This window comes from Streptomyces sp. NPDC001663 (genome assembly GCF_042893105.1).
Classification (GTDB): Bacteria; Actinomycetota; Actinomycetes; order Streptomycetales; family Streptomycetaceae; genus Streptomyces.
Map to the genome: position 1 here is coordinate 563307 of NZ_JBIAUR010000005.1, position 12017 is coordinate 575323.

At 71.7% G+C, this 12017-nt stretch carries 15 protein-coding genes; 5 read left to right on the top strand and 10 right to left on the bottom strand.

Annotated elements, in window-relative coordinates:
- Nucleotides 1-11: 11 nt before the first annotated feature.
- The 4 genes from ACFY1L_RS19495 to aroH all read right to left on the bottom strand — a co-directional run bounded on the left by ACFY1L_RS19495 (nt 12) and on the right by aroH (nt 2911).
- Nucleotides 12-713: a lysophospholipid acyltransferase family protein gene (locus ACFY1L_RS19495; RefSeq protein WP_388825257.1), complete on the bottom strand. Its 702-nt coding sequence runs from the start codon at nt 711-713 to the stop codon at nt 12-14.
- Nucleotides 671-1357 carry a (d)CMP kinase gene (gene cmk, locus ACFY1L_RS19500; RefSeq protein WP_388825260.1) on the bottom strand — a complete coding sequence of 229 codons (687 nt, stop codon included), beginning with the start codon at nt 1355-1357 and terminating at the stop codon, nt 671-673. The genes ACFY1L_RS19495 and cmk overlap by 43 nt, the downstream gene beginning before the upstream one ends.
- A 109-nt stretch (nt 1358-1466) precedes the next feature.
- A complete protein-coding gene (locus ACFY1L_RS19505) occupies nt 1467-2552 on the bottom strand; it encodes a prephenate dehydrogenase (protein WP_388825263.1) in 1086 nt (361 codons plus the stop codon).
- A complete protein-coding gene (gene aroH / locus ACFY1L_RS19510) occupies nt 2549-2911 on the bottom strand; it encodes a chorismate mutase (protein ID WP_388825266.1) in 363 nt (120 codons plus the stop codon). The genes ACFY1L_RS19505 and aroH overlap by 4 nt, the downstream gene beginning before the upstream one ends.
- Nucleotides 2912-3138: 227 nt before the next feature.
- On the opposite strand from aroH, the gene ACFY1L_RS19515 reads away from it, so the two are divergent.
- The 4 genes from ACFY1L_RS19515 to ACFY1L_RS19530 are packed head-to-tail and all read left to right on the top strand — an operon-like array spanning nt 3139 to nt 5582.
- Nucleotides 3139-3798 carry a hypothetical protein gene (locus tag ACFY1L_RS19515; protein ID WP_388825269.1) on the top strand — a complete coding sequence of 220 codons (660 nt, stop codon included), beginning with the start codon at nt 3139-3141 and terminating at the stop codon, nt 3796-3798.
- 28 nt (nt 3799-3826) lie between these two features.
- Nucleotides 3827-4411: a DUF6529 family protein gene (locus ACFY1L_RS19520; protein WP_388825272.1), complete on the top strand. Its 585-nt coding sequence runs from the start codon at nt 3827-3829 to the stop codon at nt 4409-4411.
- Entirely contained in the window at nt 4408-4821 is a 414-nt protein-coding gene (locus ACFY1L_RS19525) for a Rieske (2Fe-2S) protein (protein ID WP_388825275.1), read from the top strand. The genes ACFY1L_RS19520 and ACFY1L_RS19525 overlap by 4 nt, the downstream gene beginning before the upstream one ends.
- A gap of 23 nt (nt 4822-4844) precedes the next feature.
- Nucleotides 4845-5582 (top strand): DNA polymerase beta superfamily protein, encoded by a 738-nt coding sequence (locus tag ACFY1L_RS19530; protein ID WP_388825278.1) that lies wholly within the window; start codon nt 4845-4847, stop codon nt 5580-5582.
- Here the strand turns inward: ACFY1L_RS19530 and ACFY1L_RS19535 are convergent.
- From ACFY1L_RS19535 to ACFY1L_RS19545, 3 genes are read right to left on the bottom strand one after another with little or no spacing between them, the layout of a single operon-like run.
- Entirely contained in the window at nt 5514-6263 is a 750-nt protein-coding gene (locus ACFY1L_RS19535; RefSeq protein WP_388825281.1) for a DNA polymerase beta superfamily protein, read from the bottom strand. The two genes, ACFY1L_RS19530 and ACFY1L_RS19535, sit on opposite strands and share 69 nt — an antisense overlap.
- Nucleotides 6264-6266: 3 nt before the next feature.
- Nucleotides 6267-7289 (bottom strand): ADP-ribosylglycohydrolase family protein, encoded by a 1023-nt coding sequence (locus tag ACFY1L_RS19540; RefSeq protein WP_388825284.1) that lies wholly within the window; start codon nt 7287-7289, stop codon nt 6267-6269.
- A complete protein-coding gene (locus tag ACFY1L_RS19545; protein ID WP_388825287.1) occupies nt 7286-8002 on the bottom strand; it encodes an NUDIX domain-containing protein in 717 nt (238 codons plus the stop codon). The genes ACFY1L_RS19540 and ACFY1L_RS19545 overlap by 4 nt, the downstream gene beginning before the upstream one ends.
- A 79-nt stretch (nt 8003-8081) precedes the next feature.
- Between ACFY1L_RS19545 and ACFY1L_RS19550 the strand changes: the two genes are divergently transcribed.
- Entirely contained in the window at nt 8082-9053 is a 972-nt protein-coding gene (locus tag ACFY1L_RS19550; RefSeq protein ID WP_388825290.1) for a DUF72 domain-containing protein, read from the top strand.
- On the opposite strand, the gene ACFY1L_RS19555 is transcribed toward ACFY1L_RS19550, so the two are convergent.
- From ACFY1L_RS19555 to ACFY1L_RS19565, 3 genes are read right to left on the bottom strand one after another with little or no spacing between them, the layout of a single operon-like run.
- Complete coding sequence (locus ACFY1L_RS19555) at nt 8936-10354, bottom strand: DHA2 family efflux MFS transporter permease subunit (protein ID WP_388825293.1); 1419 nt, start codon at nt 10352-10354, stop codon at nt 8936-8938. The genes ACFY1L_RS19550 and ACFY1L_RS19555 overlap by 118 nt on opposite strands.
- 54 nt (nt 10355-10408) lie before the next feature.
- Complete coding sequence (locus ACFY1L_RS19560) at nt 10409-10966, bottom strand: TIGR03086 family metal-binding protein (protein WP_388825296.1); 558 nt, start codon at nt 10964-10966, stop codon at nt 10409-10411.
- On the bottom strand, nt 10963-11922 hold the full coding sequence (locus ACFY1L_RS19565) for a sigma-70 family RNA polymerase sigma factor (RefSeq protein WP_388825299.1): 960 nt from the start codon (nt 11920-11922) through the stop codon (nt 10963-10965). The genes ACFY1L_RS19560 and ACFY1L_RS19565 overlap by 4 nt, the downstream gene beginning before the upstream one ends.
- Nucleotides 11923-12017: the final 95 nt, after the last annotated feature.

The following is a 12017-nucleotide window of genomic DNA, read 5'->3' on the forward strand; positions in this document are numbered from 1 at the left end:
CTTAGTGTCGCCTAGCGGCCGGTCAGCCGCCTGGCGTTTTCCAGGTGCGCGGTGAGCTGCTTCTGGATGCGTTCGGTCGCCTCGTCGAGCGCCTTGCGCGTACGTCGTCCGCTTCCGTCGCCCGCCTCGAAGGGGTCGCCGAAGACGACGTCGATACGGCTGCGCAGCGGAGGCAGCCCCTTTATCAACCGCCCGCGCCGCTCGGAACTTCCCAGTACGGCGACCGGGACGACCGGGGCGCCGCTGCGGACGGCGAAGTAGGCGAGCCCGGCGCGCAGGGAGGCGAAGTCGCCCTCGCCGCGGGTGCCCTCGGGGAATATGCCGAGGACTCCCCCGGCCGACAGCACGTCGAGGGCCTGCATGATCGCCCCGCGGTCGGCGACCGAGCGGTCCACCTTCAACTGGCCGATGCCCAGCAGGAAGGGGTCGAGCGGACCGACGAACGCCTCCTTCTTGATCAGGAAGTGCGTCGGCCGGGGCGCCACGCCCATGACCATCGGGCCGTCGATGTTGTGGGAGTGGTTGACGGCGAAGATCACCGGACCGGTCGCGGGCACCTTCCAGGAACCCAGCACACGCGGCTTCCACAGCCCGTACATCAGGCCGACGCCGATGCGCCGCCCGACCTCGGCGCCCCGCTCCGAAGCAGCCTTGGCTGAAGTGGCTTCGGTCACTTCCCCGCCCGCTTCTCCTCGACGAGGGTGACGACGCACTCGATGACCTGCGCGAGGGTGAGCTCGGTGGTGTCCACCTCGACCGCGTCGTCCGCCTTGGCGAGCGGCGAGGTCTTGCGGCTGGAGTCGGCCGCGTCGCGCTTGATCAGCGCCTCGCGGGTGGCGTGCACGTCGGCGCCCTTCAGCTCACCGCTGCGGCGGGCGGCACGCGCCTCCGGCGACGCGGTGAGGAAGATCTTCAGGTCTGCGTCGGGCAGCACGGTCGTACCGATGTCGCGGCCCTCGACGACGATGCCCTGCTCCGCGCCGGTGGCGATCGAGCGCTGCAGCTCGGTGATCCGCGCCCGCACCTCCGGTACGGCGCTCACCGCGCTGACCTTGGAGGTGACCTCCTGGGTGCGGATCGGGGCGGCGACGTCGGTGCCGTCGACGGTGATCGTCGGGTCGGCCGGGTCGGTGCCGGAGACGATCTCGGGCTTTCCGGCCACGGCGGCGATCGCGGACGGGTCGTCGATGTCGATCCCGTTGTTCACCATCCACCACGTGATCGCCCGGTACTGGGCGCCGGTGTCCAGGTAGCTCAGGCCGAGCTGCGCGGCGACGGCCTTCGACGTGCTCGACTTGCCGGTGCCGGAGGGACCGTCGATGGCGACGATCACGGGCTGGGCGGCGCCGTTTTCCACGGGGGGACACCTTCCTGGTGCGGTGCGGTGGGTGTGTGGGGCGCGATCGTGCCCTGCACAAGGTTACCGGCCTCCCGGGGCCCCTCTTACAGGCGGATCATCGGGAAGATCACTGCCGGAGCGCCCAGCCCCGCTCCCGCAGCGCCGCCGTCAGCACCGGCACCGCCTTCGGCTCCACCATCAGCTGCACCAGGCCCGCCTGCTGCCCGGTCGCGTGCTCGATGCGTACGTCCTCGATGTTGACCCCGGCCATCCCCGCGTCCGCGAAGATACGGGCCAGCTGGCCGGGCTGGTCGTCGATCAGCACCGCCACGACCTCGTAGGTGCGCGGAGCGGAGCCGTGCTTGCCCGGGACTCGGACCTGCCCGGCGTTGCCGCGCCGCAGGACGTCCTCGATACCGGCGACGCCCTCACCGCGCTTGGCCTCGTCGGAGGACTGCAGGGACCGCAGCGCCTCGACCGTCTCCTCCAGGTCGGCGGCGACGTCGGAGAGCAGGTCGGCGACCGGACCGGGGTTCGCGGACAGGATGTCGATCCACATCCGGGGGTCGGAGGCGGCGATCCGGGTCACGTCCCGGATGCCCTGCCCGCACAGTCGTACGGCGGCCTCCTCGGCGTTCTCCAGACGCGCGGCGACCATGCTGGAGACCAGGTGGGGCATGTGGGAGACGAGGGCGACCGCGCGGTCGTGGGCGTCGGCGTCCATGACCACCGGGACCGCCCGGCAGTGCGAGACCAGCTCAAGGGCGAGGTTCAGCACCTCGGTGTCGGTGTCGCGGGTCGGCGTCAGCACCCAGGGGCGGCCCTCGAAGAGGTCGGCGGTGGCGGCCAGCGGTCCGGACTTCTCGCGGCCGGACATGGGGTGCGTGCCGATGTACGCGGACAGGTCGAGGCCGAGCGCCTCGAGCTCGCGGCGCGGGCCGCCCTTGACGCTGGCGACGTCGAGGTAGCCGCGGGCCACGCCCTGGCGCATGGCGTCGGCGAGCACTCCGGCGACGTGGGCGGGAGGCGCGGCGATGATCGCGAGGTCGACCGGCCCGTCGGGCGTCTCGTCCGTGCCGGCGCCGAGCGCGGCCGCCGTACGGGCCTGCTCGGGGTCGTGGTCGGCGAGGTGGACGACGACGCCCCGCTGGGACAGGGCGAGCGCGGCGGACGTACCGATGAGGCCGGTGCCGATGACGAGGGCGGTTCTCACTGGGCGATGTCCTTGCGCAGGGCGGCCGCGGCACCGAGGTAGACGTGCGCGATGTCGGCGCGGGGCCGGTCGGACTCGATGTGCGCGAGGACCCGGACGACTCGGGGCATGGCGCCCTCGATGTCCAGCTCCTGGGCGCAGATCAGCGGCACGTCGACGATGCCGAGCTTGCGCGCGGCGGCCGCCGGGAAGTCGCTGTGCAGGTCGGGCGTGGCCGTGAACCAGATGCTGATCAGGTCGTCGCCCGTCAGCTCGTTCCGCTCGAGGATGGCGGTGAGCAGGGCTCCGACCTGCTCGTCCATGTGCCCGGCCTCGTCCCGTTCGAGCTGGACGGCTCCACGCACCGCTCGTACCGCCACGGCTTTGCTCCTTGTTGTACGTATCGGCTCTTCGACCGTCCAGCCTAGTCAGCCCGCGTCGGACGGGCCCACGGCGCCCGCCCGCTGAGACGGCCCGACGATCTACGACAATGTCACCCGAATGTCTCTATTCCGCTACTTGGGGCGAGTCCACCCCGTGCGCCTCTTTACGCCGGGCCCGCCGGTCCGCTCTCATGGCAGGAAACTCGCCTCGGGGGAGGCCCTGAATGAAGCGTCCTGGACCGCTGCTGACCTTGCTCGCGGGACTGCTGGTCGGCCTGTTCATGCTGTCGCTCAACGCGACGACGGGGACGAAGACCGCGTCGTCCACATACAAGGAGGAGTCACCGGCCGTCACGGCATCACCGACTCCCTCCGCTACGACCACGTCGCCCAGCCCCTCTCCGTCACGGACGGCCGCGCCCAAGGGCGTCTACACCGGCCGCACCGACGACGACTCCTCCGCCGTGGCGATCTCGCTGCGCGACGGCAAGGCGATCGCGTACTTCTGCGACGGCCACAACATCGAGTCCTGGCTGAAGGGCGACGTGCAGGACGACGGCAGCATGCGGCTCACCGGCAAGGGCGGCGCGAAGCTGAACGCCACGGTGAAGGGGAGCACGCTGATCCGCGGCACGGCCGACGTCGGCGGCGGGCACTACCCCTTCACCATCGACAAGGCCAAGAAGCCGTCCGGGCTGTACCGGGCGAACAGCCAGGTGGCCGGCGCCAGGATCGTCGGCGGCTGGATCGTCCTGCCGGGCGGGAAGCAGGTCGGCATCGTGACCCGCGACGACGAACCCTCGGCCGCGCCGCCCATCGACCCGGAGTCGGGCGCGGTGACGGTCGACGGACAGCAGCTCACGGCACGTCCCGTAACGCCCTGATCCTCTCCTTCTGCCTCAGGGAGCCGACATGACCGTCGACCCGAACGCCGCCACGCAGAGCTTCCCGCCCCAGCCACCGGCCCATCGCGCCCCGAGCGCCGCCCGCTACCTGATCCCGGCCCTGGTCGCCGGGGCGGTGGCGGTCGCCCTCGGCGCCTACGGCAAGATCCACGACCCGGCGGGGACCGCCTTCAACATCGCGGGGTTCAGCAGCACGGGCGCGGTGAAGTCGTGGCTGGCCACGACCGCGTTCTTCTTCGCGCTCGTCCAGCTGGTCAGCGCCTTCATGATGTACGGCAAGCTGCCGGGCCCGCGCTGGGCCTCGAAACTGCACCGCTGGTCGGGCCGTATCGCGTTCCTGGTGGCGGTGCCGGTCGCGGTGCACTGCCTGTACGCGCTCGGCTTTCAGACATATGAAACGCGTGTTTTGTGGCACTCTGTCCTGGGTTGTTTCTTCTTCGGTGTCTTCAGTGCCAAGATGCTGCTGCTCCGCTCGGAGCGACTTCCCGGCTGGCTGCTGCCGCTCGTCGGCGGGCTGGTCTTCACCGTTCTCACGCTTCTCTGGCTGACCTCCGCCCTCTGGTTCTTCCGCACCTTCGGAGTGACGACATGACCCACCGCTCGACGCGGCGCACGGTTCTCCTTGCGACGGGCGCGGTGACGCTCGCCGCGGGCTGCAGCAAGTACGGCGACAGCGGCGGGGACTCGGGATCGTCCTCCGCGAACGCCTCCGCCGGGCAGGAGCTGGCGAAGACGTCGGAGATCCCGGTCGGCGGCGGCAAGATCTTCAAGGAGGAGAAGGTCGTGGTCACGCAGCCGAAGAAGGACGACTTCAAGGCCTTCTCGGCGGTCTGCACGCACCAGGGCTGCACGGTGGGCACGATCTCGGACGGCATCATCCACTGCCCGTGCCACAAGAGCGAGTTCCACATCGCGGACGGCTCGGTGGCCAAGGGTCCCGCGGCGAAGCCGCTGCCCGCGGAGCAGATCAAGGTGGACGGAAATTCGATCCGCCTGGCGTGACCGGTCCGCGTACTGTCCCGTGCATGCAACCCGAGACCCTGGTACGTGACCACACGATCTACGCCTGTGTGATGGGCTCGCGCGCCTTCGGTCTGGCGACGGACGGCAGCGACACCGACCGCCGGGGCGTGTTCCTCGCCCCCACGCCCCTGTTCTGGCGTTTCGAGAAGCCGCCGACGCATGTCGAGGGGCCGGCCGAGGAGCAGTTCGGCTGGGAGCTGGAGCGCTTCTGCGAGCTGGCCCTGCGGGCGAACCCGAACATCCTGGAGTGCCTGCACTCCCCGCTCGTGGAGTACATCGACGACACGGGCCGTGAACTCCTCGCCCTGCGCGGTGCGTTCCTCTCCCGCCGGGCCCACGAGACGTTCACGCGCTACGCGCTCGGCCAGCGCAAGAAGCTGGAGGCCGACGTCCGCACGCACGGCGCCCCGCGCTGGAAGCACGCCATGCACCTGCTGCGCCTGCTGATGAGCTCCCGCGACCTGTTGCGCACGGGCGCCCTCACGATCGACGTCGGCGACCAGCGCGAGCCGCTGCTCGCGGTGAAACGCGGTGAACTCCCGTGGCCCGAGGTCGAGTCGTGGATGAACCGCCTGGCGGCCGAGGCGGACGAGGAGTCCCGCCGCAGCCCGCTCCCCAAGGACCCGGACCGGCGCCGCGTGGAGGACTTCCTCGTCCGCGTCCGCCGCGCCTCAGCGCTCCAGCCGGATCCGTACGACGAAGTCGTGCAGGGCGTCGTACGCGGCCGGGGCGTCGGGTAGGGCCGAGGCCTCCTGCGCCTCGTCCAGCATGCCGTGCAGCCGCTCGACGTCGTCACGCACGCGCGCGTGGTCGACGTCGGCGTCCCCGTGCTCCTGCTCCGCCTTCGCCGTGATCAGCTCCGGCAGATAGGCGGGGGCGTCCAACTCGCCCAGCAGCGTGGGCAGATGGGCCTGCAGCTCGCCGCTGCGCATGAGATGGATGCCGGTGAGCAGGACCCGGAACGTGTAGAGCAGCGGCTTGAGTTCGCCGGTCTTCTCGAAGAGCCGCCACTGGGTGTTCGCGAATCCGCGGTAGTGATGGGCGTGGTGGCTGGTGAGCACGCCCGGCGCGAGCGCGGCCAACTCGCGGTGCGCGTCCGTCGTATGCACGACCAGGGGTGAGAGCAGCTGCTCCAGCACATAGCCGTTGCGCCGCAGCATCAGCCGTACGAACTTGCGCAGGTCGTGTGTGACGAGGTCCATCTCGACGCCGTCGCGGTCCCACATCCGGGAGCGGGTCTCGTCCGGCTCCCGCAGGCCCACCAGGTCGGCCGTGGGCAGCAGGTGCACGCCTCGCAGGTCCACGTCCGAGTCGCGCGACGGGAAGCCGTAGAGGTGTGCGCCGGAGACGGTCGCGAACAGCACCGGGTCGGGCTGTTCGGCGACCACCGGTGTCAGGTCGAGGTCCAGGGCGTCGATCATCGCTCAAGCGTCCCAGAGGGCGCCGAGGGTCATCAGGTCACCCCGGTACTCGATGCGGTCGGCCCACTCGGTGGGCCAGGCCTCGGCGCCCAGGTACGCGCCCGCGAAGGCCCCGGTCAGGCAGGCGATGGAGTCCGAGTCGCCGGAGGTGCAGGCGGCCCTGCGGATGGCCGTCACGGGTTCGTCGACGAACAGCAGGAAGCACAACAGGCCGGTCGCCAGGGCCTCTTCGGCGATCCAGCCCTCGCCGGTGGCCAGGCACGGGTCGGTCTCCGGCGAGACGGTGCGCACGGCGTCCTGCAGCCGTCCGAGGATCTCCAGGCACTCGTCCCAGCCCCGCGCGATGAACTCCTCGGGGGTCGCGTCGTCGGCACGGGTCCACAGGTCGCCGAGCCACGTGTGGTGGTAGCGGGACCGGTTCTCGAGGGCGTACGACCGCAGCAGGCCCACCAGTCCGGTCGGCTCGGCACCCTGCGCGAGCAGACGTACGGCGCGCGCGGTGAGGTCGGACGCGGCGAGCGCCGTCGGGTGTCCGTGCGTCAGCGCGGACTGCAACTGGGCGGCGCCAGCGCGCTGTTCGTCGCTCAGGCCGGGGACGATCCCGATGGGCGCGACCCGCATGTTGGCGCCGCAGCCCTTGGAGCCGATCTGGCTGGCGTCCTGCCAGGGGCGGCTCTCGTCCTTCAGCAGGCTGCAGGCCCGCAGGCAGGTGTTGCCCGGCGCCCGGTTGTTCTCCGGCGACTGGTACCAGTCCACGAACTCCTCGCGCAGCGGCCGCTCCAGCCGCTTCGGCGCGAGCACCCCGCGGTCCATGGCCGTCCGAAGACCTCGTCCCAGCGCCAGCGTCATCTGCGTGTCGTCGGAGACGAACGCGTGCTTCGGCAGCGGCAGTTTCCGCCAGGGCCCGTGCTTGGCGAGGATCGTCGGCACGTCGTTGAACTCGGTGGGATAGCCGAGCGCGTCCCCGAGGGCAAGCCCGATCAGCGCCCCGGTGGCGGCGCGTTTCCTGACGGTCGTGGCGGTCATGCGGGACGTCCTTCCCGGGGCGGTCGGAGGAGGGGCGGGTGGAGGGCGGTGGCCGGTCCCGCGCGGTAGAGGGCGGCCGGTTTGCCGCGACCGCCGGTCAGCCGGGCGGCACCCGCCACCGGCTCGACGAAACCCGGCGTGGCGAGCACCTTGCGGCGGAAGTTGGGCCGGTCGAGGTCGGTGCCCCAGACCGTCTCGTACACCTGCTGCAGCTCGCCGAGCGTGAACTCGGGCGGACAGAAGGCGGTGGCGAGGCAGGTGTACTCGAGCTTGGCGCCGACGCGTTCGTGGGCGTCGGCCAGGATCCGGTCGTGGTCGAAGGCGAGCGGACCTGCCGAGTCGTACGGCAGCCAGCTCGCCCGCGCCGCGTCGCTGCCGGCCTGCGGCTCGGGCGCGTCGGGCAGCAGCGCGGTGAACGCGACGGACACGACCCGCATCCGGGGGTCGCGATCGGGCTCGCTGTACGTGCGCAGCTGCTCCAGGTGCAGGCCCGTGACGTCCGACAGGCCGGTCTCCTCGGCGAGTTCACGCCGGGCGGCCGTCTCCGCGGACTCGTCCGGCTCCACGAAGCCGCCGGGCAGCGCCCAGTGGCCGGCGTAGGGATCGTGTCCGCGCTCGACGAGCAGCACGTCCAGGGCGCCGTCGCGGATCGTCAGGACGGCGAGGTCGACGGTGACGGCGAAGGGTTCGTAGGCGTACTTGTCGTACTCCATGAGCCCCACCCCCTTAATAGTCACTGCGACTATAAACAGAGTGGGCGTGCTTCCACAAGCCCCGGGTAACCGCCACCCCATGGGCGAGATCCTCGTGGGCACTTGTTCGTGGACGGACCGGGCGCTGGTCGGCAGCGGCTGGTATCCGGCGGGGCGCAGGGACGCGGAGGGACGGCTCAGGCACTATGCCGAGCGGTTTCCGGTCGTCGAGGTCGACTCGGCGTACTACGCGCTGCCGAGCGCCCGCGACAGCCGACTGTGGGCGGAACGGACGCCGGACGGCTTCGTCTTCGACGTGAAGGCGTTCTCGCTGCTCACCGGGCACCCGACGCGCGGGTCCACGATGCCGGACGGGCTGCCCGCCGATGCCGGGGACCCGAAGGTGCTCGACGAGGTGTGGGCGCGGTTCGCCGAGGGGATCGAGCCGCTGCGGGCGGCCGGGCGGCTCGGCGGTGTGCTGTTCCGGATGCCGCCGTGGTTCCGGCCCGGGAAGCGGTCCGGGGAGTTTCTCCGGGAGTGCGCCGAGCGGACCCGGGGGTGGCCGGTCTCCGTGGAGTTCCGGCATCCGGGGTGGTGGCGGCCCGAGTGGGCGGAGGCGACGCGCGCGCTGCTGACCCGGTACGACATGGCCGCCGTGGCCGTCGACATGACGCAGACGCTCTCCTTCTCCGTCCCGCCCGTCACGCCGGTCGCCTCGCCGCGGCTGTCGGTCGTGCGGTTCCACGGGCGGAGCGCGGCCTGGGGGTCGGGGAGCAAGGAGGACCGGTTCCGGTACGAGTACGGCGACGACGAACTCGCCGAGTGGCTGCCCCGGTTGCGGGTACTGGCCGGGCAGGTGGAGCAGCTCCACGTCCTGTTCAACAACTGCTGCGGTGCCGCCGCGGTCCGTGCCGCCGAGCACATGAGGCATCTGCTCGACGGCACGGAGCGGGATCACGCGCGCGTGCGGGACGGTGCGAACGCCGCCACCAACGCCCCGGCTCCCGCGGCCCCCGCCGAGACCCACAGCGCGGGCGCGCATCCGTCCAGGAAGGCGGCGGGCGAGCCGTAGCCGCCGTACTGCGTGAAGACCAGGGCGGCGACGGCGACTCCGAAGACGCCGCCCAGTTCGCGCATTGCGTTGTTGACGCCGGCCGCGACGCCCGCCTCGCTGAGCGGGACGGACGACGTCACGGCGTTCGCGACGCTCGGGAACACCATCGAGATGCCGATGCCGGCGATGATCAACGGGACGACCAACTGCCCGTATCCGACGCCCGGTTCGACCTGCCAGGCCAGCAGTGCGAGCCCGGTGGCCTGCAGCAGCAGACCGACGAACATGAACGGCCGGGTGCCGAACCGGTCCGCGAGCGCGCCCGCGACCGGCGCGACCAGCAGCGGCATGGCGTTCCAGACGAGGATGCGCACGCCCGCCTCCAGCGGGGAGTAGCCGAGCCCGGTCTGGAAGAGCTGCGTGATCATGAACAGGGCGCCCAGCAGGGAGCCGAAGAGCAGGAACGCCACCGCGTTGGCCGTGGAGAAGCCGCGCTGCCGGAAGTGCGCGAGCGGCAGCATCGGGTAGCGGGCGCCCCTGCGCTCCCAGGCGAGGAAGGCCGCCACGAACAGGATCCCGGCGGCCAGCGCACCCAGCACCTCGGCGCTCCCCCAGCCGGCCTGCGGCGCCCGCACCGGCGCCCAGGCCAGTCCCGTCACTCCTACGGCCGCCAACACCAGCCCCACGAGATCCAGTTGGGGCCGGGTGCCGTAGCTCTCGCGGAGTTTGGTGGCGGCCAGCGGCAGCATCGCGAGCCCGATCGGCACGTTCAGCCAGAAGATCCACTGCCAGGACAGGCCCTCGGTGACGGCCCCGCCGAGCACGGGACCGGCGGCGACACCGAGTCCGGTCACGCCGCCCCAGACGCCGATCGCGACGCCCCGCTTCTCGGCCGGGAACGCCTCGCTGATCAGGGTCAGGGTGAGCGGCAGCAGTACGGCCGCTCCGGCGCCCTGCACCACGCGCGCGCCGATGAGCTGGCCCGGGCCGCCCGCCAGCGCGGAGGCGACGGAGCCCAGCGTGAAGACGGCGAGCCCGACGACGTACATCCGCCGCCGCCCGAACCGGTCGCCGAGCGCGGCGCCGGTCAGGGTCAGACAGGCGAAGACCAGGTTGTAGGCGTTGATCGTCCACTCCAGGTCCGACAGGCTCGCCCCGAAATCGGCCCGCAGCGCGGGCAGCGCGGTGGCGACGACCACGACGTCGAGGGAGCAGAGCAGCGCGCCGAGCCCGGCGAGGACGACGGTCCAGACGCGTCGGGGTGGGACGGTCTGTTCGATGGGTGGCTTTCGTACGGAGACACCGAGTGTGTCGGTCATGACGGGGGTTCCTTCCGTGAGCTCTTGAGGTCGCTCACGGAAGGCAGACCACCCTCACCCCGGAAAGGAATCGCACCGCCCCAGAAACGCCAGCAGCCGGGCGTCGGGCCGCGCGCACGCCGGCACGGCGACCTGCGCGGCGAACCGCACACCCCGGTCCTCCTCCGCCACCACGCACTGCGCCACCGGCAGCAGCTCGGCCGCGAGGGAGACCGGTATGGGCCGCGGCCGCCCGCAGGCCTGCGCGACGTCCCACCCGTGCACGGTGATCTCCACGGCCCCCACCGCGGCCATCACCCGCACATCCAGCGGCAGTTCGCCCACGAAGACCCGCTCCCCGGGCCCGGCCGCCCAGGCGCCGAGCACGACACACGCGCGCGTACGGAACGCGCACGCGAGGTCGACGCTCCCCGGCTCCCAGGGGACGAGCCCGATCCGCCCGCCGGTCAGCCCTTCGTGCAGGGCGTCCAGCGAGTCGTCGAGATGCCCGAGCAGCTCCGCCAGGTCCCAGTCTGCGCAAGGCGTGCCGCGCTCCAGACTCCCGGACCCCACCTCGACGACGCTTCCCAGCGCGTACGCGAGCGAACGCTCCAGCAGCTCCCCGCAGTTCATGACAGCACCCGGGGAAAACCGAAGCGCACGACCTGGTCCGTGTCGATGAAGGCCGTGATCCGCGCCAGCCTTCCGCCCTCCACCGTGAGCACCTGCACTGAGTGCGCCCGCAGCACGCCGTCCACCCCGCGCACGTACATGACGACGGCTGGCTGCCCGTTCGCGCGCGTGGGCAGCATCCGGTAGCGGCCCTCCCCGTGCCCGCGCGCCTGCAGGAACAGCAGCACGTCCTTCTTGCCGTGAAACCACTCCAGGTTGGGCGGCATCTCCAGCTCGACACCGTCCTGGAGCAGTTCGAGCAGCGCGTCCATGTCGGCGTGCTCGAAGGCGGCCATGTACCGGTCGAGCACCTCCCGGTCGGCCGCGCCCCCGGGTTCCACGACGAGGTCCTCCTCCGGGGCCACCTCGTCGAGCCGGGCACGCGCGCGTTGGAGGCTGCTCTTGACGGCCGCCGTCGACGTCCCCAGCAGGGACGCGACCTCGGGCGCCCGCCAGGCCAGCACGTCCCGCAGGATGAGCACAGCCCGCTGCCGCGCGGGCAGCTGCTGCAGCGCGGCGACCAGCGCGAGCCGCAGGCTGCCGCGGGCGGCCACCACGGTCGCCGGGTCGACGAGCGAGTCGGGCAGCGGCTGGAGCCACGGAACGTCCGTCGCAGGGGCCCTCAGCGGCTCCTCAGGCGCCTGTGAGGGCCCGCCGAGCCCCGCGGGCAGCGGACGCCTCGCGCGGCTCTCCAGCGCCGTCAGACACGTGTTGGTGGCGATCCGGTGCAGCCAGGTCCGCAGCGAGGCGCGGCCCTCGTAGCCGTCGTAGGACCGCCAGGCCCGCAGATACGTCTCCTGCACCAGGTCCTCGGCCTCGTCGACCGAGCCCAGCATCCGGTAGCAGTGCGCGAGCAGCTCGCGCCGGTACGGGTCCGTCAGGCGTACGAACTCGTCGCGGTCCGTCGTTGTGGTCATGGCGCTCCCTCCGTCACGGATACAGACCGGCGGGGACCCGAAAACGAATCGGCCGGCCCGGAGGAATCCAGGACCGGCCGACACGGACGTGAGGC

What these genes read in the sequence shown, in the direction of transcription:
- ACFY1L_RS19515 (WP_388825269.1), top strand. Translation starts at nt 3,139, where the DNA reads ATGAAGCGTCCTGGACCGCTGCTGACCTTGCTCGCGGGACTGCTGGTC.
- ACFY1L_RS19520 (WP_388825272.1), top strand. Translation starts at nt 3,827, where the DNA reads ATGACCGTCGACCCGAACGCCGCCACGCAGAGCTTCCCGCCCCAGCCA.
- ACFY1L_RS19525 (WP_388825275.1), top strand. Translation starts at nt 4,408, where the DNA reads ATGACCCACCGCTCGACGCGGCGCACGGTTCTCCTTGCGACGGGCGCG.
- ACFY1L_RS19530 (WP_388825278.1), top strand. Translation starts at nt 4,845, where the DNA reads ATGCAACCCGAGACCCTGGTACGTGACCACACGATCTACGCCTGTGTG.
- ACFY1L_RS19535 (WP_388825281.1), bottom strand. Translation starts at nt 6,263, where the DNA reads ATGATCGACGCCCTGGACCTCGACCTGACACCGGTGGTCGCCGAACAG.
- ACFY1L_RS19540 (WP_388825284.1), bottom strand. Translation starts at nt 7,289, where the DNA reads ATGACCGCCACGACCGTCAGGAAACGCGCCGCCACCGGGGCGCTGATC.
- ACFY1L_RS19545 (WP_388825287.1), bottom strand. Translation starts at nt 8,002, where the DNA reads ATGGAGTACGACAAGTACGCCTACGAACCCTTCGCCGTCACCGTCGAC.
- ACFY1L_RS19550 (WP_388825290.1), top strand. Translation starts at nt 8,082, where the DNA reads ATGGGCGAGATCCTCGTGGGCACTTGTTCGTGGACGGACCGGGCGCTG.
- ACFY1L_RS19555 (WP_388825293.1), bottom strand. Translation starts at nt 10,354, where the DNA reads ATGACCGACACACTCGGTGTCTCCGTACGAAAGCCACCCATCGAACAG.
- ACFY1L_RS19560 (WP_388825296.1), bottom strand. Translation starts at nt 10,966, where the DNA reads ATGAACTGCGGGGAGCTGCTGGAGCGTTCGCTCGCGTACGCGCTGGGA.
- ACFY1L_RS19565 (WP_388825299.1), bottom strand. Translation starts at nt 11,922, where the DNA reads ATGACCACAACGACGGACCGCGACGAGTTCGTACGCCTGACGGACCCG.